Annotated in this window: 11 protein-coding genes; 8 read left to right on the forward strand and 3 right to left on the reverse strand. The window is 59.5% G+C overall.

Going from position 1 to position 22,625, the window contains the following annotated elements:
- Positions 1-55: 55 nt before the first annotated feature.
- Positions 56-1,387, forward strand: coding sequence for a hypothetical protein (locus tag IAI51_RS08800; RefSeq protein WP_187678109.1), 1,332 nt, complete (start codon positions 56-58; stop codon positions 1,385-1,387).
- 109 nt (positions 1,388-1,496) lie between these two features.
- Here IAI51_RS08800 and IAI51_RS08805 read toward each other — a convergent pair whose 3' ends face one another.
- From IAI51_RS08805 to IAI51_RS08815, 3 genes are read right to left on the reverse strand one after another with little or no spacing between them, the layout of a single operon-like run.
- Positions 1,497-2,246, reverse strand: a complete 750-nt coding sequence (locus IAI51_RS08805; protein ID WP_187678110.1) for an enoyl-CoA hydratase-related protein — start codon at positions 2,244-2,246, stop codon at positions 1,497-1,499.
- Positions 2,247-2,275: 29 nt separating this feature from the next.
- Positions 2,276-3,211: an iron-sulfur-binding ferredoxin reductase gene (locus IAI51_RS08810; RefSeq protein WP_187678111.1), complete on the reverse strand. Its 936-nt coding sequence runs from the start codon at positions 3,209-3,211 to the stop codon at positions 2,276-2,278.
- The gene (locus IAI51_RS08815) at positions 3,204-4,310 is read right to left on the reverse strand and encodes a sensor domain-containing diguanylate cyclase (RefSeq protein ID WP_187678112.1); all 1,107 of its coding nucleotides are present in this window, start codon (positions 4,308-4,310) and stop codon (positions 3,204-3,206) included. The genes IAI51_RS08810 and IAI51_RS08815 overlap by 8 nt, the downstream gene beginning before the upstream one ends.
- 566 nt (positions 4,311-4,876) lie before the next feature.
- Here IAI51_RS08815 and IAI51_RS08820 point away from each other — a divergent pair.
- From IAI51_RS08820 to IAI51_RS08850, 7 genes are all read left to right on the forward strand, one after another.
- Entirely contained in the window at positions 4,877-6,400 is a 1,524-nt protein-coding gene (locus IAI51_RS08820; RefSeq protein WP_187678113.1) for a fumarate hydratase, read from the forward strand.
- 200 nt (positions 6,401-6,600) lie between these two features.
- On the forward strand, positions 6,601-11,115 hold the full coding sequence (locus tag IAI51_RS08825) for a SpvB/TcaC N-terminal domain-containing protein (RefSeq protein ID WP_187678114.1): 4,515 nt from the start codon (positions 6,601-6,603) through the stop codon (positions 11,113-11,115).
- A 101-nt stretch (positions 11,116-11,216) separates the two neighbouring features.
- Positions 11,217-13,820, forward strand: a complete 2,604-nt coding sequence (locus IAI51_RS08830) for an RHS repeat-associated core domain-containing protein (RefSeq protein WP_410457998.1) — start codon at positions 11,217-11,219, stop codon at positions 13,818-13,820.
- Between the two features lie 104 nt (positions 13,821-13,924).
- The gene (locus IAI51_RS08835; protein WP_316249756.1) at positions 13,925-16,549 is read left to right on the forward strand and encodes an RHS repeat-associated core domain-containing protein; all 2,625 of its coding nucleotides are present in this window, start codon (positions 13,925-13,927) and stop codon (positions 16,547-16,549) included.
- A 62-nt stretch (positions 16,550-16,611) separates the two neighbouring features.
- A complete protein-coding gene (locus IAI51_RS08840; RefSeq protein WP_187678117.1) occupies positions 16,612-19,260 on the forward strand; it encodes an RHS repeat-associated core domain-containing protein in 2,649 nt (882 codons plus the stop codon).
- A gap of 83 nt (positions 19,261-19,343) precedes the next feature.
- Positions 19,344-21,104: an ATP-binding protein gene (locus IAI51_RS08845; RefSeq protein ID WP_187678118.1), complete on the forward strand. Its 1,761-nt coding sequence runs from the start codon at positions 19,344-19,346 to the stop codon at positions 21,102-21,104.
- Positions 21,104-22,435 (forward strand): sigma-54-dependent transcriptional regulator, encoded by a 1,332-nt coding sequence (locus IAI51_RS08850; RefSeq protein ID WP_187678119.1) that lies wholly within the window; start codon positions 21,104-21,106, stop codon positions 22,433-22,435. The genes IAI51_RS08845 and IAI51_RS08850 overlap by 1 nt, the downstream gene beginning before the upstream one ends.
- The last annotated feature ends 190 nt before the right edge of the window (positions 22,436-22,625 follow it).

The raw sequence follows: 22,625 nt of genomic DNA on the forward strand, positions 1-22,625 counted from the left end.
TGTTTGCCGCGCCACGCGCTGCCAATTGCTAGGCGCATTTCATGGAGAAAGAAAAATGTCCGTATCAGAGCAAAACCGGTCAGCAAATATGGCCGGAAAAATCGATTTGGCTTTCGGCACCGATGGCGTGGTGAATATCAACGTTCCTGGCACACTGTCCGCAGATGTCAGTGGCGTCATCAACGGCCCTGATAACACGTTGTATGTGTGTGGTAGTGCGCAAGACCAACGGGGCTCAAAGTTTTTTATCGCAGCATTGAGTTCGACCGGTCAACTCATTATCGATTTTGGCAACAACGGTTTTGTCGTGGGCTTGTTTGGTGAAGAAGGACAGAGCTCCTACTGCACTCAACTCTTTCTATCAGGTGAAAAGCTGTTACTCGTCGGTGCATCTGATATCGGTAAAGACCCATTCCCGGCTTTAGCACGACTGGATCTACAGGGCGTTTTTGACCCTACATTCGGAGAAGACGGACGAGGCAGAATTATCTTCCATCTTCCCGGCCCCAATGGTCTGGCAGAACAAAAAAAAACGATAGCTCAGGCAGCCAATTCACCCTTGAGAAAAGGCAACACTCATGAGGGATCGGCAACGGTGCTGCAGAACGGGAAGATTCTGCTTTCTCATTATTTTTTCAGACCGAATGAACCAAGCTACGGCTTGATCCTGCGTACGTTGGAAAACGGCACGCTAGATACGGACTTCTGCCAAACCGGTTATCTACCGGTAATCGCTCCGGGGTATGACAACGGCCAGACACAAATCCAAAGTGTCACCGTCGATTCGGTGGGTCGTTATGTTGCCTGCGGCGGTGTCTACGATCTGGGTACATCGCCTGTGAGCACTTTCTTTGCACGTTACAGTGACGAGGGCACACCCGATACCTCGTTTGGCCCGCAGGGATTTCGGATCATGCACGACCCTGAAGTTATTCCGGGCGGTTCACGAGCAATAACGCTGATCGGGTTAGACAGCCAAGGTTTCTTGAGCTGTGGCAGTTCTGTTCATGACCCCTACGTTGGTCAGTTACGGATGCTGAAGAATAACGGCGAACCGGACAACGACTTCAACTTCGGCGAACCGCTCAACACCAAGTTGGTGGAAAGCAGCACGTTATGGAAAGCGATTACGCGTCAATCGGACGGCAATTTTATCGTTGTCGGCGCAATCGACAAACGAAAGGATACTTTCAAGTTCGACTTGGTTGTTGCTCGATTTGATAAAACCGGGAAGCTGGACGCTGACTTCAATGATGGTCTTGGCTGGGCGCGAACACGTTTGAGCACCGGATCCGATGCAGGTTTTGTGGTGATACTGCAAAACGAAAAAATCGTCGTTGGTGGTGTATCCCATAACAATGGGATCGTCGCTCGCTACCACTGCTGAATGATGCAAAGGTTATGTTACTGATAGCAAAAGCCCCGCCATGTGAATGGCGGGGCTTTTTGTTTTCTGATCCAACAGTCACTCCATCGCTGGCCGGATCAGCGAAGATTCAGTGCCGCTTGATAAACCCGGTCAACGCCGCCAGCGCTTCGGGCGATCGCAGCCTTTGGGTGAACAACGCGCCCTCCGCTTCGATCACTTTGCGGATCAACTCACGATCCGGCGCTTTCATCAGTTGCTTGCTGATGCGCACGGCTTCGGGCGGCAACTCATCGAAGCGCAGGGCCATTTCCCGCGCCTTGGCCAGTGCCGCTTCGCCGCTGCCCAACGCTTCGCTGGCAATGCCCCACTCGGCGGCTTGTTCACCGCTGAAGCCTTCACCGAGCAACAGCAACTCGGAAGCTTTGGCCTGGCCGAGCAAGCGCGGCAGGATCAGGCTGGAGCCGAACTCCGGGCACAAACCAAGGTTGACGAACGGCATGCGCAGGCGCGCATCACGGCTGACGTAGACCAGATCACAGTGCAGCAACAGCGTGGTGCCAATGCCCACGGCCGCCCCGGCCACGGCAGCGATCACTGGTTTGCGGAACTCGAGCAGGTTGAGCATGAAGTGGAACACCGGGCTGTCGAGATCGCTCGGCGGTTGCTGGATGAAGTCGGCGATGTCGTTGCCGGCGGTGAAGCACTCGGCGCTGCCGGTGATCAGCACGGCGTTGATTTCAGGATCGCTGTCAGCCTTCTTCAGCGCCTCGGCGAGACGACTGTACATCGCCCGGCTCAGGGCATTTTTCTTGTCGGGGCGGTTGAGGCGCAGGGTCAGTAAACCGCGTTCGCGTTCCAGCAGGATGGCTTCGGGCATGGCGTGTCTCGCGTCTGATGGATCAGCGCTCAACCACGGCTGAGGAAGACGTCGGCCAGCAGTTGATTGCGCGGCAGTCCAGCGAGGTAAAGCCGCCGGGCAAAGGCGTCTACGCTGGTCGGTGAGCCGCAGACTAAGGCCAGGGTTTGCCGGGAAACAAGGCGCAGTTGCGCCAAAGCGGCGGGCGACTCGGCCGCCGCCCAGAGTTCGACGGTCAGGTTTTCCCGCTGCGCGGCCAGTGCCGCAAGGGGTTTGGCCAGATAGTGCTCGCTGGCGTCATGGGCCAGGTGAATGACGCGGATTGCGCCTTGGTGATCCTGGCGCAAGGCTTCACGCAGCACACCGAACAACGGGCCCAGACCTGTACCGGCGGCCAGCAGCCACAGCGGTCTTGCATGCCAGTCTGGGTCGTAATGCAGCGCGCCGCCGCGCAGTTCGCCGAGGCGGATCGGGTCACCGATCTGCAAGCGCCGCGCCGCATCGCTGAATTCGCCGGGCTGTCGGCAGTCGAGGTGAAACTCAAGAAAGCGGTCTTCTTCCGGCAGGCTGGCCAGCGAATACGGCCGCGCGATGTGATCGATCCACAGCACCAGATGTTGGCCGGCGCTGTAGCGCAAGGGCCGTTGCGGGGTCAGGCGCAGACGCAGGACATTGTCACCGAGCCAGTCCAGCGCTTCGACGACGGCCGGGCGACCGTCCTTGATCGGGTCGAAGGTGTGCACCTGCAAATCTTCGATCACCTGACACTGGCAGGCCAGCCGCCAACCCTGCTCACGCTGTTCGGCGCTCAAGGCATCCGGGCGGTTATCTGCCGGCAGGCCTTGTACGCACTGCACCAGGCAGGCATGGCAACTGCCGGCGCGACAACTGTAGGGCACAGCCACGCCGTTCTGGTTGAGGGCATCGAGCAGATTGCTGCCCGCCGCCACCGACCAGTGCCGTTCACCGACGCGAAGTTCAGGCATCGACGTTCTCCCACGCGGCCGCACAGCGGTTGCGCCCGTCACGCTTGGCTCGATAGAGCGCCTGATCGGCGCGCTGCAAGGCGTCGTCCAGATCATCGTCCAGCGCCAATAAGGTCATGCCGGCCGAGAGGCTGAGATCTCGCACGTTCAGACCGATCAGTTCGACGTCGGTAAAGGCGATGCGCAGCCTTTCACAACAAGCCGTAAGGCGTTCGGCGTCGCAGTCGGGCAGCAATACCACGAATTCCTCACCACCATAACGCGCCAGCACATCGCCGTCGCGCAGGCATGCTTGAGCAACGCCGGCAAAGGCTTGCAACACCTGATCGCCAGCGGCATGGCCGTGCAGATCATTGATGCGTTTGAAATGGTCGAGGTCGATCAGCGCCAGCCCGTGTACCACGTCATCGTCCATCGCATTCAGTTCACGCGAGGCCAGGCGCAGAAAATGCCGGCGATTGAACAGGCCGGTCAGTTCGTCGGTGGCGACCAGGTCTTCTAGCTGGCGCATCATCCCGCGCAGGGTGTCCTGATGCGCCTGCAAGGCAAAGCGACGCTGGCGCATGCGTTGGCGCGAGACCTGTACGAAACGTGCGTAAATCACCAGCCACGCCAGCACCATCGCCAGGACGCACACTTGCAAGGCTGCGAGCGCCGGTTCCGGCAAGCGCATGTGATAGCCGTCCCACAGGGTAATTGCGCAGAAACTGAAGAACACCAGCAGCGCACAGCGAATAAACGCCCGCCGACTCAGATGAAACAGACCGAACAACAGGATCAGCACGTAGAACACCAGAAACGCGCTGCGAGCTTCATCCAGATGGGCGATCAGCCAAGTCTGCCAGCCGAGCCCGAGCAGCACTTGCGCTTCGGTCAGGCTGGGATCGGAGAAGCGCAGGTTACGGCCAGACCAGAACAGGCCGAACAGGATGGCCTGAGTGATCACCACCAGCGCGCTGCCGATGGTCACTGCGCTCAAGGATTGGTCGTAATGCCCGGTGAAAAACGCCAGCCACAACAGCACCAAAGCCAATCCATAGGTGGCTGCAGCGAGGGCAAAGCGTTTGAGCAAAAGACGTTGAATGGCGTTATGGGTCAATCGTTGACTCACCGTGCGATTGGAGGCTGACCGAGTGTCCTACTCTACAGACCGGCTGCCACTTTAGTGGCGTAGTCGATAAATGACCACCGATTTTCGGGCTCGAAATTTGACGTCAAAAGTGTGGCCTCAAAAGCCCCTCACCCTAGCCCTCTCCCGGTGGGAGAGGGGACTGACCGCGTTTCACTCACAAGCTACACCGACCTGAAATACCGAGCCGAATTGGGGTTTTGACAACGACACAAATCGCCTCCCCTTCCCCCCAAGTTGTCTGAGCCCGACTCAGATTTTGAACAGCATGAGGATCGGCTCCCTCTCCCCAGGGAGAGGGCTGGGCTGAGCGGGCGATGTAGACGTGAAACCCGATGTCCGATATTCGCCCAACCATGCGACCAACGAATGACTACCTGCGCGTGTACGCCCCTTTGATGCGCGTTATACTGCCGCGCCTTTTTAGCGTCGCGCCAGCAGCCCCGGCGTGCCTTGAAAGGTGCTTGCGACCGACCGATACACCCAAGCCGCAGGCACCTTATTGAATGTTCCCGTCTTTTAGAGGAGCGCGACTCATGACCGTGATCAAGCAAGACGACCTGATTCAGAGCGTTGCCGACGCCCTACAGTTCATTTCCTATTACCACCCCGTGGATTTCATCCAGGCGATGCACGAAGCCTACCTGCGCGAAGAATCGCCAGCGGCTCGTGACTCGATGGCGCAGATCCTGATCAACTCGCGCATGTGCGCCACCGGCCACCGGCCGATCTGCCAGGACACCGGTATCGTTACCGTGTTTGTCCGCGTAGGTATGGACGTGCGTTGGGATGGCGCCACCATGGGCCTGGACGACATGATCAACGAAGGCGTGCGTCGCGCCTACAACCTGCCGGAAAACGTCCTGCGTGCTTCGATCCTCGCCGACCCGGCGGGCGCTCGTAAAAACACCAAGGACAACACTCCGGCGGTCATCCACTACTCCATCGTCCCGGGCAACACCGTGGAAGTGGACGTGGCGGCCAAGGGCGGCGGTTCCGAGAACAAGTCGAAGATGGCCATGCTCAACCCGTCCGATTCGATCGTTGACTGGGTGCTCAAGACCGTTCCGACCATGGGCGCCGGCTGGTGTCCACCGGGCATGCTGGGCATCGGCATCGGCGGCACCGCCGAGAAAGCCGCAGTGATGGCCAAGGAAGTGTTGATGGAATCCATCGACATCCACGAGCTGAAGGCCCGTGGCCCACAGAACCGCATCGAAGAAATGCGTCTGGAGCTGTTCGAGAAGGTCAACCAGTTGGGCATCGGCGCCCAGGGCCTCGGTGGCCTGACCACCGTGCTCGACGTGAAGATCATGGATTACCCGACCCACGCCGCTTCGCTGCCGGTGTGCATGATCCCGAACTGCGCCGCCACCCGTCACGCGCACTTCGTGCTCGACGGTTCCGGCCCGGCCTCGCTGGAAGCGCCACCGCTGGACGCCTACCCGGAAATCGTCTGGGAAGCAGGCCCGTCGGCCCGTCGCGTCAACCTCGACACGCTGACTCCGGAAGACGTGCAGAGCTGGAAGCCGGGCGAAACCGTGCTGCTCAACGGCAAGATGCTCACCGGTCGCGACGCGGCGCACAAGCGCATGGTCGAGATGCTCAACAAAGGTGAAACCCTGCCGGTCGATCTGAAAGGTCGCTTCATCTACTACGTCGGCCCGGTTGATCCGGTCGGTGACGAAGTGGTTGGCCCGGCTGGCCCGACCACCGCCACGCGGATGGACAAGTTCACCCGTCAGATCCTTGAGCAAACCGGCCTGCTGGGCATGATCGGCAAGTCCGAGCGCGGCCCGACCGCAATCGAAGCGATCAAGGACAACAAGGCTGTGTACCTGATGGCCGTTGGCGGCGCCGCTTATCTGGTGGCCCAGGCCATCAAGAAGTCCAAGGTGCTGGCATTCGCCGAACTGGGCATGGAAGCGATCTACGAGTTTGAGGTCAAGGACATGCCGGTCACCGTAGCGGTGGACAGCAACGGTGAGTCGGTACACATCACCGGTCCTGCGATCTGGCAAAAGAAGATCAGCGAAAGCCTGGCGGTCGAAGTGCAGTAAGCGCTATAACGCTGTAAAAAAAGGCCGGCCCGTCATACGACGGGCCGGCCTTTTTGTTTATTCAATGATTTGGCGATAAAAACATCGCCCATGCATACAAATCGGTCTTGCGCACCTGTCAGGTCTGACAGGTTACCTCGCGCCTGATTGTTGCTAGCGTCTATCCACCCTCGCCCTCCGCGTGCGCAACGGACAAGACCATGGCCGATCAGGAACTGAACATCACTACACCTTCCATTGCCAAGAGTTCGTCGATTGCCACCATCGGCAAAAGTTGGGGGGCCGTCGGACCGACCGGCGCAGCGTCGTTCGAGCTGCCGATGCCACTGTCCGCCGGGCGTGGCTGGGATCCGCAACTGTCGCTGACTTACAGCAGCCAGACCGGTAATGGCCCGTTCGGGATTGGCTGGGGACTTGGCCTCAGTCAGATCAGCCGGCGCACCAACAAGGGCGTACCGCGCTATACCGACCACGACGAGATCATCGGCCATGACGGCGAAGTGTGGATGCCAGAGCTGGAAGCCGACGGCACAATCAAGTCCCGCCATCAATCCACTTATGACAGCGAGAACATCGGCCTACACCGTGTGGTGCGCTACTGGCCACGGGTTGAGGGGGACTTTTCCCTGCGTGAATACTGGCAACGAGAGTCTCGTTCGAAGGAGGCCGCACCGCCTGGTTTCTGGCTGATACACGGTGCCGATGGTTCGTTGCACGTCTACGGCAAAACAGCCGCCTCACGCCGTGAAGACCCACAGGCTCAGGGCCGTGTCGGCGCCTGGCTGCTCTGCGAAAGCATGAACACGCGCGGCGAACACATCTGTTATCGGTACAAGGCCGATGATCAGGATCCCGACCCGATCCATGACTACAGCGCCCAGCGCTATCTGGAGCGGGTGTGCTACGGCAACTTCACGGCGAGCAAGAAATTGTATGCCTGGGAGGCGGAGGACGCGGCCCAACCGGATTGGCATTTTCAGCTGATCTTCGACTACGGCGAGCGCACTACATCGCTGACTGAAGTCCCGGTTTACGACGGCGCCACACTGTTGCCGTGGCCTCTGCGCCCGGATCCCTTTTCAACCTATGGCCAGGGCTTTGAAGTGGGCACCCGTCGGCTCTGTCGGCAAGTACTGATGTTTCATCACTTCCCCACAGCCTCGGGCGACAAACCTCTGCTGGTTCGGCGCCTGCTGCTGGAATATCACGACCTTCAAAGAATGACGCAGTGGGCGTTCAGTCAGATCAGCGCCGCCCACTATCAAGCCTTCGATGCCAGCGGTTACGTGGAAAACACGCCGCCGGTGGAGTTCGACTACTCAGCCTTCGAAATCAATAAAACCCCGACACGCCTGCTGGCAACAGACACGCAGCCAGGCGTCGAAGACGGCGGGTTCTACCAGTGCGTTGACCTCTACGGCGAAGGCGTGCCGGGGTTTCTCTGCCGCTATGACCAAGGCTGGTACTACCGCGAACCGCTACGCGCAAAAGTAGGTGGTGATGAAATCAGCTATGGACCATGGACCGCGCTGGACAGGATTCCGCTGGCTGATCGCAATCGGCCGGTCATGCAATGGCTGACCGATCTGACCGGTGACGGACGTCTCGACTGGATCACCGCACAACCGGGCGCCAGCGGGTTTCGCACGCTGAATGCGCAACGCGATTTCGCCGATTTCGTGCCGTTCAACGCGTTTGCGCTGGAGTTTTTCCACACGCTGGTGCAACTGGCGGATCTCAGCGGTGACGGCCTCAGCTCGATTGCCCTGATCGGCCCGAACTCGGTGCGCCTGTACGCCAACCAGCGAGAGCAAGGGTTCGCCCGGGCAGAAGAGGTGCCGCATTCACCACCCGATGACCGCTTGCCATTATTCAGCGACTCGCCCACTGAACTGGTGCTGCTCGGCAATCTGCTGGGCAGCGACATGCCCGAGCTGTGCCGCATTCGTCATGACGAAATCCGCTGCTGGCCGAACCTGGGCCACGGCCGGTTTGGTGAAGGTCGCAAGATCAGTGACCTGCCCTTCACATACGAGCAATTCGATTCATCGCGGGTACGCCTCGCCGACCTCGATGGCTGTGGGGCTCCGGCGCTGATCTATCTGAAGTCCGATGTGTTCGAGATCTATCTGAACCGCGGCGGCAACGGGCTGGAACAGATCCCGGTGATCGTGCCCTGGCCGCAAGGTGTGCGTTATGACCGCCTGTGCCAGGTGAGCTTCGCCGACCTGCAAGGTTTGGGCTGTGCCAGCCTGATACTGACGGTGCCGCACCTCGCACCGCAGCACTGGCGCTACGATTTCGTCGCGGCCAAACCCTATTTGCTGACGGCCAGCAACAACAACATGGGTTGCAGCGCCAGTGTGGTCTATCGCAGTTCCGCCCAGGAATGGCTGGATGAAAAACAGCGGATGCTCAAGCTCAAGCGTCTGCCGGTTTCGCACTTGCCGTTCCCGGTGGCGGTGGTCAAAAAACAACAACAACTGGATGAAGTCACCGGCAACTGCCTGACCCAGTCTTTCACTTGGCGCGAAGGGGTTTACGACGGCCAGGAACGCGAGTTCCGCGGTTTCGGACTGTTGCAGCAAACCGATAGTGAAAGCGCCACGGGCGATGATGACGTCGGCTTCAGCGAACCGGTTCGGGTCTGCACCTGGTTCCACACCGGGCAGTCAATGGATCGGGCGCGTGATAGCTATTTCAATGAGGATGCGCAAGCCGTCGCACTGGGCACCACACTGTTCAGCCGTTACCACGCCGGCGACGAAATCGATGAGCCCATCGCGCCGCATGACGCCGACAGTGAATACCAGATATCCCGAGCGCTGGTCGGCTCGATCACCCGCATCGAAACCTATGCCGATGCGGATATGGATGAGCCTGGCATTGCCACGCCTTATGCGGTGCAAGAGCTACGTTATCTGGTGCGCGAAGTCCGGCCCAAAGGGCCATATGCGGCCGCTGTGTTGCTGCCGCTGGTACTGGAAAAAATCAGCTACCAGTACGACCGGTTTATCGACGATCCGCTGTGCCGTCATGAGGTCAATCTGCGCTGGAACGACTTCGGTCTGTCGACCCATGCGTTGGCCGTGAGCTACGCCCGCAGGCTTGTCGACTCGGACACCCCGCCATTCACCGATCCCGATGAACAACAGTGGTGGCGCGACGCCCATGACGAGGCGCAGCAATCCTTCTACATCAGCGAAACCCGCGCGCGATACATCAACCTCGACAGTAATCCCCAACAGTGGCGACTGGGCCTGCCGTGGCAACAGCGTGGCAACGCGCTGGTCTTGCCAAAAGGCCCACTGCCTGAGGGGATGTCCGCGAGTGAGGTGTGTTTCGAGCAACTGGCTTTGCATCAGGATTCGCCGCACTGGAACACTCAACGAGTCCTGACGACACAGTCGGTGCAGCGTTATTTGCAGGCGGACGGCTCGCCGCTGGACGACGGTGTCGCCGAGTTCGAAGCACTGGCCGGGCCACTGGAATTGGCGCAGTTGGACAAGACCGCACTGGACGCCTACAACGTGCTGCCGCCGCCGTTCGATATCCGTGTCGAACTGAAAAAAATCGGTTACACCGCCATGCCGTTGCTGTTTGAGGTAGAGACGGACGATGACGAAGAAAATCTATGGTCGTCGACATTCGGCTACGCCGAGTACGCCGACCTCAAAGGGTTTCACCAGGTACACGGCTACCACGAAACCCCGAGCCATGGCGTAACCCGCGCCGAATACGACGACTTTCGGCTGGCGATCACCCGCGTCGAGTTGCCGGATGGTTGCACCACCCAGGTCGAATACGACTACCACGCGCTGCAACCGCTGCGCATCATCGATGCCAACGAGAATGTCGAGGAGGCGATTTACGAACCCTCCGGCCAGCCACTGGCCACCAGTTTCCACGGTACGGAAAACGGGATGCCTGCCGGTTTCAAACCGTTGAGCGAATACCGCCGACCCGAGGACCATCGCCCGGATACCGCGATTGACGATCCGCAAGAGGCGCTGCAAAAAGCCGCCAGCACCTTGCGCAAGGACTTGTTCAGCTGGATGGGGCAGATCCCGCCCGACAACCGCGCCAGCGGCGAATGGATCGCCAACGGTTACCTCCTGCCCAGCGGCCATATTCGTGCCAGCGCCCGCCGGCGACTCGCGCGAATCGGCAGCCTGACGGCGACAGAACAGAACTTGCGCGAGGCGATCGCAGCAACCCGACGCGAGCCGGTACACAGCGTCGTCCTCAGCGCCGACCGCTACCCCGATGACGCTGTGCCTGCACAGATCCACATCACCAAGGCCTGCGTCGACGGCTTTGGTCGAGCGCTGCAATCCCAGCAGTTGGTTGAACCCGGCCTGGCCTATGCGGTGGACACCGACGGCTCGCTGATCGTTGAAGATGGCAAGTTCGTTGAAGTACAAGCCAATCCACGGTGGCGCGTCAGCGCGCGCATCGAATACAACAACAAAGGTCTGGCGGTGCGCCAGTTCCGGCCGTTTTTTACCAATCGGCACGGTTACGTCAACGACATCTCGCTACGGACGCTGGGTTACTTTGATCAACTGTTCTATGACGCCCTCGGGCGCGTAATCCGGTTGCTCAACGCCAAGGGCGACTTCTCCCGCGAGACCTATCATCCGTGGTACCACGCCAGCGAAGACTTCAACGACACCGCTGAACCGGTGCCGCCGAAGCGGACATCACGGCGTTGAACGCCTCCGTGCATTGGCGCACGCCCTCACTCACGGTGAGTGAGGGACGGGGTCTGGCAGTTCGTCAGATCGAATATTTGCGCAGCGTTGCCGGTGAACCCGTGACTGCGCTGATAACCCGTCAGCGTCACGACGTGAATGGACGCAGCGTGGCGCAATGGGATCCGCGCTTGTCCGAGCCGAACCTATCAACGGTTTACGGGTTGGCTAGCCAGGTGCTGAAAGTCGACAGTGTCGACGCCGGCTGGCGCCTGAATCTTCCAGGGCTGGCGGGTGAACCGCTGGAGCGCTGGGACGCGCGCGGCAACCATTGGCACACGACTTTCGACGCTCAGTTGCGGGTGGTGGCGCTCGAGGAAAACGGCGAAGCAGGCGTCGATCTTTTTACCTATGCCGATGCCACCGCCGACAAGCAATACAATCTGCGCGGGCAGTTGCTGGAGCAGCAAGATCGCTCCGGTACGCTGCGCACGGACAGCTTCGCCCTGGGCGGCCAGCCATTGGCAGACACCCGCACTTTTCACGATGGCGCAGCGTTCACCAGTCGCCGGTCTTTCAATGCCCTCGGCGCAACGCTGGAACAGATCGACGCCGGCGGGCATCGCCAGCAATCGTTCCACGGTCGCTCCGGGCAGCTTCAGCAGGTGAAGCTGCTGGTCAATGGCGAGTCAGACTGGCAAACGCCGTTGCTCGATGCGCAGTACAACGCCAGTGGACAGATCATCGAGCAACTGGCCGGTAACCATGTGCGCAGCTACTGGGCGTACGACCCGGCCGATGGCCGCTTGCGCACGCAGTCCAGCCGCAAAGACGCGGGACCGGTGCTGCAAGACTTCGAATATTTTTACGACCGTGTCGGCAACCTTCTGCGTATTGAGGATCACGCCTTCGAACCGGTTTACTTCGCCAACCAGTTGGTCGATGGTCACCGCGAGTTCACCTACGACTCGCTGTACCGACTGACCAGCGCCAGCGGTTATGACGACGGCCCGCTCTCGGACATTCCGGGACTGCCGCAGCCGAGCGACCCGAACAACCGCCTCAACTACACCCAGACGTACCACTACGACTCCGGTGGCAACCTGATCGAGTTGAGCCACGTACGCGCTGGCGCCAACCAGACACGGGAGATGCGCATTGATCCGCAGAGCAATCGCGGGGTGCGCTGGAAACCGGGCGACCCCGATCCCGTGTTCGACACCTTGTTTGACCGCCACGGCAACTTGCTGGCACTGCAACCCGGCCAGCCCCTGCAATGGAACGCTCGCGACGAACTGCAAGGCGTGACCCTGATCCACCGCGAAGGCGGTCGCGACGATGCCGAACATTACCGCTACAGCCAGGGCGCACGGGTGTTCAAACGGCATGAATTCTTTACCGATAGCGCCGAACACTTTCATCAGGTGCGCTACTTGCCGGGCCTGGAGATTCGCAACAAAGACAACGGCGAAGAACTGCACGTCATCAGCGTCGGCAACGCACGCTGCCTGCACTGGGCAAAAAATCCGCCGCGCGGCATCGACGACAATCAGCTGCGCTACAGCCTCGACGATCACCTGAGTTCCTGCGTCATGGAACTGGATCAGAGCGCACAGGTGATCAGCCACGAAGGCTATTACCCCTTCGGCGCCACGGCGTGGATGGCCACAGCATCGGCCATTGAGGTGAGTTACAAATTCATTCGTTATTCGGGCAAGGAAATGGATGTCAGCGGCTTGTATTACTACGGTGCTCGGTATTACGCGCCCTGGCTGCAGCGCTGGATCAGCGCCGACCCGGCAGGGGATGTGGACGGGCTGAATTTGTATGGGTTTGTCGGCAATAATCCGCTGCGATATTTCGATGCTCAGGGGCAACAGCGAACATCTGCCGAGTTATTAACTGTCGTAAAAGACTATGAAGATTTGCTTGTTACTGTCACGCGCAGACTGGACACATCGATCTATCAACTCAGCCACTTGAACTCCACCAGGGATATCTACCGCTCCGCCGGACAGCGGGCTGTCCTGACCTTGCTCAACGTTCTGGCTTCCTCCATCACCGCAGCTACGGCGTTCACTGCAGGTACGGTCGTCGGAACGGCTGCCACTTCCAACCCGCTCGCAGGGTTGGTTATTGGCGTAGCCACAGCAGCCGTCGCCGCTGACGTGACAGGTGCCGAGATTGACAAGCTCGGTGAAGAAAATGCCTTTGGTTATAAACTTTTGCCTGATAACACAGATTACGACGAGGGCCGCCTGGCTGAACAAGCCAAACCCAAAAGCTGGAAGGCGAAAGTCAAATCTGTTCTTTCAAAATATGACCCACGCACCACTGACGGAAACAAGGAAACATTGATCGTAGGGGTCATCGGAGCTGCTGATGTACGAACGGGCGGTACGCATCTGGAAAAATTTCTGGCGTTCTTCCGTGTGAGTGTCGAAGTGACCGAGGCACTCAATGATTCGCTGGGGCAGCGTGATCTGGATCTGGTAAAGCAAGGTATCGAATCGGCTGCCGCTTACCTCACTTCCCGCCAGGAGCTGTCTGACTTGGCGCTGCAAGAGCTGGAAGGTCTCGGTCGGGAACACATCGCAACGGCACAGGGCACTCGCTATCGCCTGGCGCAGGTTGAAACGGCTGTGCAGGCCAAGATGAATCGCACGATCGAGTTACTGCCAAGAGTCTCGGCACACCTACAACAGAAACACGCGGCTAAACGATGACGAAATCTCGCGCCTTGACTCGCACACCAGACATAGTCGCATGGGATGGCAGAGGCCTGACTGTCAGACAAATCGCCTGTTTGCGCACAACCACCGACGCCGCAGTGGAAGCTCTTATCGCTCGCCAGTATTACAACGCGATGGGCGCGGTCATTGAAAAATGGGATGCGCGTCTTTTTGGCACAACCGCCCGAGCCAACCTCGCCACCGTCTATTCACTGAGCGGCGAACCGGTGAAAACGGACAGCGTCGACGCCGGCTGGCGCCTGAACCTGCCGGGACTGGCCGGCGAGCCGGTGAGACGCTGGGATGAACGCGGCAACCAATGGCGCACGACGTTCGACAATCAGTTGCGCGCGGTGGCGGTCGAAGAAAACGGCGAGGCCGACGTCGATGTATTTACTTATGCTGACGCCAGCGCCGATGCCGGGCACAACCTGCGCGGACAGTTGCTGGAGCAAAAAGACCGCTCAGGCAAGCTGCGCACAAACGGCTTCGCCCTGCCCGGCCAGCCACTGAGCGAAACCCGCACCTTTCACGACAGTGAAGCGTTCACCAGTCAGCGGGTATTCAGTCCCTTGGGGGCCGAGCTGGAACAGACCGATGCAGGTGGCCATCGGCAACAGTCGCGCTACGGCCTCGCCGGCCATCTCAAACATGTGCAACTACGGGTCAGGGGCCAGCCCGACTGGCAGCCGGTTTTAATCGATGCGCACTACAATGCCGCCGACCAGATCATCGAACAACAGGCCGGCAACGGCGTGCGCAGCCAATGGACATATGATCCGGCCGACGGTCGTTTACACACCCAGTCCAGTCGCAAAAACACCGGTGCGGCGCTGCAGAATTTCGAGTATTTCTATGACCGCGTCGGCAACATCACCCGCATCGAAGACCATGCCTTCCAGCCGGTTTATTTCGCCAACCAGCTCGTCGATGGCCACCGTGATTTCACTTACGACTCACTCTACCGGCTGAAATCCGCTACCGGTTACGACGACGGCCCGCTCTCGGATCTCCCGGGACTGCCGAAGCCGACCGATCCGAACAACCGTCTCAACTACACGCAGACCTACACCTACGACGCGGGCGGCAATCTGGAAACACTGGTTCACGTGCGCGGCGGCGCCAGCCGTACCGTACAGATGTGCATTGATTCAGCCAGCAATCGCGGCGTGCGCTGGAAACCGAACGATCCGCCACCGGACTTCGCCACACTGTTCGACCCTCACGGCAATCAACTGGCCGTGCAACCGGGGCAGGGCATGCAGTGGAACGTGCGCGACGAACTGCAAAGCGTCACGCTGGTTGCCCGCGGCAATGGTCGCGATGACGCCGAGTACTACCGTTACAGCCAAGGCGTGCGAGTGTTCAAACGCCATGAAACCTTCACCGACACCACCGAGCATTTTCATCAGGTGCGCTACCTGCCGGGACTGGAGATTCGCACCAAGGACAACGGTGAAGAACTGCATGTCATCAGTGTGGGCAGTGCGCGCTGCCTGCATTGGGCAAAAAAACCGCCCCGTGGCGTCGAAGACAATCAACTGCGCTATAGCCTTGAGGATCACCTGGGGTCCTGCACGATGGAGCTGGACCAAAACGCCGAGATCATCAGCCAGGAAGGTTATTACCCGTTCGGCGCCACGGCGTGGATGCTTGCAAAGTTCTTGATTGAGGTCAGTTACCGGTTCATTCGTTATTCGGGCAAGGAGATGGATGTCAGCGGGTTGTATTACTACGGTGCACGCTATTACGCACCATGGCTGCAGCGCTGGATAAGTGCTGACCCGGCGGGGGATGTGGACGGGCTGAATCTGTATGGGTTTGTCAGTAACAATCCGCTGATTTTCATTGATGGCAACGGCACCAAAAAAGATCTCGCCATTGAAAAGCAGAATGTCGAAGCGTTCTCCAACGTATTGGAGATCTTGGGAAATGAATTGCAATCGCTTGATAAGCAGTTAAACAATCTTTTCAGTGCCCGCGATATTACAAAACGGGCTGGGATCATTACTGCCTTTCAAGTGACAAAAGGTCTTGTGGGAACGGCAGCGTCCAAAGGGACAGAGTCTCTGACAGGTATCCCGCTGCTCGGCTCGCTTGCCAGCTTTATCTCAGGAAAGATCATGGACAAAGTGGGTTCAGCGACAATGATCTCGACCCCGATCTTGCCCGACGCGCAAAAGCTCAAGCCTCAAGCCATCTACAACGAAGCTAACATCAGCGTGCTGACCAGCCCTTTGCATTTCGTGAAAAAAACTGCCAAGCCCTATGACCCTCGAACCACGGCAGGCGCGAAAAAGTTGTTTGACGCCGCTGAGTCGGTCGCACTTGGCAAAGCCGGTGTTCCCGCTGCAAGTGAACTTCTGGCAATCCGGCAAACGGCAGAGGATGCAGCGTCGGCGATGGTGCTGGGTATACCGGGCACGACTATCGATGACCTGGACAATGGCCTCATTCTGATGATCAAACTTCTGGAGCGGGATCGAAGCTACGTAAACGCTGCCTTCGCCAACCTTGAGATCAACGAATTCTATTCCGAAGGTTTGGCAGGCACCCTCAATCTGGCCTTGGACCTGGCAAAAGACAGCGTTGGCACCGACAAGGCCCGTACGATACGCCGCGACCAGATCCAGAAGGACATAACGCTACGTATTGCTCAAGCCAATCGAGGCCGCGAACTACTTGGAAAGTATCGCCAATACAGCCAGGAAAAAGCTGCCTAGTCCGTGACGGGGAATGCACATGAGCAGATTCGACGTTTATGACCGAATTTCAAGGTCAACGCATGAGTAGATCAGTGCACTTGCATACACCGGATCTGGTCGTATACGACCCTCGTAGTTTAGCGGTGCGGAGTGTCGCTTACTTGCGGAGCAATGACGAAGACACGCCCGTGCCGCAGACCCCACGTCAGCATTACGATGCGAATGGACATCTGGTGGCGCAATGGGATCCGCGCCTGGAGATTGCCAGCCTGACCACGGTTTACGGTCTGGGCGGCGCCGTACTGAAGGCCGACAGCGTCGACGCCGGCTGGCGTCTGAGTCTTCCGGGACTCGCCGGTGAACCGTTGAGACGCTGGGATGAACGCGGCAACCAATGGCGCACGACCTTCCACAATCAGTTGCGCGTGGTAGCGGTTGAGGAAAACGACGAGGCCGACGTCGATGCGTTTACCTACGCCGATGGCTTGGCCGACGCCGGACACAATCTGCGTGGGCAGTTGCGGGAGTTGAAAGACCGTTCAGGCACCCTGCGTACAGACAGCTTCGCCCTGCCTGGCCAACCGCTGACAGAAACCCGCACCTTTCGTGATGCTGAAGCGTTCACCAGTCATCGAGTGTTAAGCCCCCTCGGCGCGACGCTGGAACAGACCGATGCCGGTGGGCATCGGCAGCAATCGCGCTACGGCCTCGCCGGTCAGCTCAAGCATGTACGACTGCTAGTCAGTGGACAGTCCGACTGGCAGGCAGTTTTACTCGACGCACAATACAACGCTGCCGACCAGATCATCGAACAGCAGGCCGGCAATGGAGTGCGCAGCCTTTGGACTTACGATCAGGCCGATGGCCGGCTGCGCACCCAGTCCAACCAGAAAGACGCCGGCCCGCTGCTGCAAAGTCTGGAATATTTCCACGACTCGGTCGGCAACATCATCCGCATTGAAGACCACGTTTTTCAACCGGCCTGGTTCGCCAATCAGCTCGTAGATGGCCACCGCGATTTCACCTATGACTCACTGTATCGACTGGCCAGCGCCACCGGTTACGACGACGGCCCGCTCTCGGACATTCCGGGCCTGCCTCAACCGACCGATCCGAACAACCGCCTCAACTACACCCAGACTTACACCTACGACGCTGGCGGCAATCTGGAAAAACTTGTCCACGTGCGCGATGGCGCCAGTCACACTGTCCAGATGTGCATTGACTCGACCAGCAACCGCGGCGTGCGCTGGAAACCGGGCGATCCGCCACCGGAGTTCGAGAAACTGTTCGACCGCCACGGTAATCAGCAGGTGACGCAACCGGGACAGGCCATGCGATGGAGCGCCCGCGACGAACTGCAAAGCGTAACGCTGATTGCCCGAGAAGATGGTCGCGATGACGCCGAGTACTACCACTACAGCCAGGGCGTGCGAGTGTTCAAACGCCACGAAACCTTCAGCGACAGCGCCGAACATTTCCATCAGGTACGTTACCTTCCGGGGCTGGAAATTCGCGACAAGGACAACGGCGAAGAACTGCACGTGATCAGTGTTGGCGGTGCGCGCTGCCTGCATTGGGCAAAGAATCCGCCCCGGGACATCGAAAACGATCAACTGCGCTACAGCCTCGATGACCACTTGGGTTCCTGCATCATGGAGCTGGATAAAGACGCCCGGGTCATCAGCAGCGAAGGCTATTATCCGTTCGGCGCCACCGCGTGGATGGCCGCAAGATCAGTAATCGAGGTCGGTTACCGGTTCATCCACTTTTCGGGCAAGGAGTTGGATATCAGCGGTCTGTATTACTACGGCGCACGCTATTACGCGCCGTGGTTGCAGCGCTGGGTCAGCCCTGACCCGGCGGGAGATGTAGACGGGTTGAATCTGTATGGATTTGTCGGCAAAAACCCCATGGTTTATGTCGACCAGACAGGTACTTCCAGGATCCTTTTCGATCTGGCGAAAAGAGCTGTCGGCATCTTCGACAAAGCCAAAACCGCGACAGATCAGTTGCACAATCTGACTTCCGAATTCGACGGACTGATTCCCGAAGGCGCGGATATCGAAGAGCTGCGCAAGAACATGACGCTCGGCAAGTTTCTCAAATCCAGGCACGGGATCAAATCCGCGTTTTATGGCGCGGGGAAAGGGGCCGCGATCGGCAGCGTTCTTGGCACGGCGGTGCCGGGGATTGGCAATGCCATTGGTACAGGCGTGGGTGCGATCGTCGGTGCGATCGTTTTCCCGTTGCTGCGTTATTACTTTTTCAAGAAAGGTTTGAAGCTTGCACAAACGCTGCACACCCAGGAGCTCAAGGACCGCGTGAGCGCGGCGGGCAATGCCGTTTCCAGCGCGATGGAGGCAGGAAAAGATCTGCTTCGAGGAGGGGCACAAGTGTTCAATGGTCTCAAGAACCTTCCCGAGACCCTAAAGGAATACTCTCAGGACGCTCGAGATACCTTCAACGAAGGATTGAAGGCCCTTACGAACGAGCAGAAACTCAAATTCTATAGCCTGCTGGAAGACAATGTCTCGCCGTTCCAGGCGATGGAAAAGGCAAAGAGTGTCATTGAGAACGTGCCAGGCATTGTCAGCGAGGCCGCCCAGGCCAACGACCGGTTGCAACAACTGGAACGCTCGATCATTGAAGAACCGAGGCCAAGGCCCGTGCCCAAACCCCGGACGAAATTCATTCGTCGAGTGTCGGTCGGCGAAACATACGTGTGACCGCCATGGCCTGACCGAACAGCGCGCCGGGCCACGCTCGCCCATGCTATCGTGCCCGCCCGACTGCCATCCGTTTGCCCAGCATGCTGCCGACTTCCCGTACCTTGCGTCTGTCGTTGTATACCCTGCTGATCATCGCCGGCGCAGCGGTTGCCGCAACGCTCGCCATCCGCCACGCCGAACGTCAGGCGCTGGAAGAAGACGCCGCTCGCGCCAACCAGCAATTGGCGCTCTACGCCAATTCGTTGCACACCCTGATCGACCGCTACCGCGCCCTCCCCGCCGTGCTGGCACTGGACCCGCAGTTACGCTCGGCGCTGGCCGGCCCTGTCGATGCCGAGCAGCAACGCGCACTGAATCTAAAGCTGGAAAAGATCAACGGTGCGGCGCAATCCTCGACCCTTGAACTGCTCGATCACACCGGCCTTGCCGTGGCCGCCAGCAACTGGCGCCTGCCGAGCAGCTATGTCGGCCACAATTACGGTTTTCGTCCTTATTTCAGCCAGACCCGCACCCAAGGCACCGGACGTTTCTACGCGGTCGGTGTGACCAGCGGGATTCCCGGTTATTTCCTGTCCAGTGCGGTGCTCGGTGATAACGAGCAGTTCCTCGGGGCGATGGTGGTCAAGCTGGAATTCCCCGAACTGGAACGCGAATGGAGCCAGGGCAGCGACACGCTGCTGGTCAGCGACGCGCGCGGCATCATCTTTATCGCCAACCAGCCTGGCTGGCGCTATCGCGCGTTGCGGCCGTTGAGTGCCAGCGATCTGGCAGAGATCAAAACCACGCGCCAGTACGACAAGCAATCTCTGCAGCCACTGACCCACCTGTCACTGCGCCGCTTCGATGACAACAGCGATCTGCGCCGGGTCGAAGGCCCGCAAGGCACGGCGGACTATCTCTGGGAGTCGCTGCCACTGACGGCCGAAGGCTGGACGCTGCACCTGTTGCGCCGTCCGCAAGTGGCCTTCGAAGACTTGCGTAACGCCGGCCTCGCAGCCGCCGGGGTGTGGCTGGCGCTGGTGTTTCTGCTGCTGTTCCTCAATCAGCGCTGGCGGCTGTCGAAAATCCGCCAACGCAACCGCGAAGAACTGGAGCAGCTGGTCGAGGAGCGCACCCGCGACCTGCGCACCGCCCAGGACGGTCTGGTGCAGTCGGCCAAGCTCGCCGCACTCGGCCAGATGTCCGCCGCGCTCGCCCACGAGATCAATCAACCGCTGACCGCCCAGCGCATGCAACTGGCGACCCTGCGCCTGCTGCTCGACCATGGCCGCGTCGATGATGCCTACAAGGCACTCAAACCGGTGGACGAAATGCTCACGCGCATGGCGGCCCTCACCGGTCACCTGAAAACCTTTGCGCGAAAGAGCCCCAGCGGTTTGCGCGAGCGTCTGGATCTGGCGACCGTGGTTGATCAATCCTTGCAACTGCTTGATGCGCGACTGCGTGACGAACAGGTCAGTCTGGTGCTGCACCTGACGCGTCCGGCGTGGGTACGCGGTGACGCGATCCGCCTGGAACAAGTGCTGATCAACCTGCTGCGCAATGCCCTTGATGCGATGCAGGGCAAACCGTGCAAACGTCTGGAAATCCGTCTGCAAGCCGATGAACAACTATGGCGGCTGAGCATCAGCGACAATGGCGGCGGCATCGCCGAAGAACATCTGGGTCAGGTGTTCGATCCGTTCTTCACCACTAAACCTGTGGGTGACGGACTGGGCCTGGGGTTGGCGGTGTCGTTCGCCATCATCCATGAATCCGGTGGACGCCTGAGTGTGGAAAATGGCGAGAACGGCGCGGTGTTCGCCCTGACCTTGCCAATCGATCTGGAGGCACACATCTGATGCTCAATTCGGTGATGGTGGTCGATGACGAAAGCAGCATTCGCAATGCAGTCGAGCAATGGCTAAGCCTGTCGGGCTTCGACGTGCAGCTGTTCAGCCGCGCCGAAGAATGCCTCGCCGCCCTGCCCGCACACTTTCCCGGGGTGATTGTCAGCGACGTGCGCATGCCCGGCCTCAGTGGTCTGGAGCTGCTGGCCGAAGTGCAGCGCCGAGACGCCGATCTGCCGGTGATCCTGCTCACCGGTCACGGCGATGTGCCGATGGCGGTCGAAGCCATGCGCGATGGCGCCTACGACTTTCTGGAAAAACCCTTCAGCCCGGAAACCCTGCTCGGCAGCCTGCGCCGGGCACTGGAAAAGCGCCGCCTGATTCTGGAAAACCGTGCCCTGCACGAGCAGGCCGACCACCGTGCCAGACTCGACGCGACGCTGCTGGGCGTGTCCCGTGGTTTGCAGACCTTGCGCCGGCAGGTGCTGGATCTGGCGACGTTACCGGTCAACGTGTTGATCCGTGGCGAAACCGGCAGCGGCAAGGAACTGGTTGCCCGTTGCCTGCATGATTTCGGCCCGCGTGCAGACAAGCCGTTCGTGGCGTTGAACTGCGCGGCGATCCCTGAGCAGCTGTTCGAAGCGGAACTGTTCGGCCATGAAAGTGGCGCGTTTACCGGTGCCTCTGGCAAGCGCATCGGCAAGCTGGAATATGCCGATGGCGGCACGCTGTTTCTCGATGAAATCGAAAGCATGCCGCTGGCCCAGCAGGTCAAACTGCTGCGGGTGTTGCAAGAGCAGAAGCTTGAACGCCTGGGTTCGAACCAGAGTATTCGGGTGGATTTGCGCATCGTCGCGGCGACCAAACCCGACCTGCTCGACGAAGCGCGGGCCGGACGTTTTCGTGAAGACCTGGCGTATCGCTTGAACGTCGCCGAGCTGCGTTTGCCGCCGCTGCGTGAGCGTCGCGAAGACATTCCGTTACTGTTCGAAAACTTTGCCCAGAGCGCGGCTCAGCGTCTTGGCCGCACCTTCCCACCGTTGACGGGTGCGCAGTTGAGTCACCTGCTCAGCCATGACTGGCCGGGCAATGTGCGCGAACTGGCGAACGTCGCCGAACGCCAGGTGCTGGGGCTGGATGAACCGGCGCCGGGGATTGATCCGGGCCAGTCGCTGGCGGCGCAGCAAGAGGCGTTTGAAGCGCAATGCTTGCGTGCGGCGCTGACCCGGCACAAAGGCGACGTGAAAGCGGTGCTTGAAGAGCTGCAACTGCCGCGTCGCACCTTCAATGAAAAGATGCAGCGGCATGGGTTGAGTCGGGAGATGTTTGTTCCGGACAGCTGAGTTTTTCGTTGTCGCTGATGGCCTGCTCGCGAAGGGTCTGTTACAGCCAACCATTATCCATCTGCCTGAATGAGCAATTTTCCGCTCACCACAATCCAGCCATAAGCGGATTTCCGCTCACTCGATCTCCCCGGCCCCTCTAAACCGGGCGTCCCCCCGTTGGCACAGCTCCTGCTATAGCCCTCGCAGG

The organism is Pseudomonas sp. N40(2020) (genome assembly GCF_014472415.1).
GTDB lineage: Bacteria > Pseudomonadota > Gammaproteobacteria > Pseudomonadales > Pseudomonadaceae > Aquipseudomonas.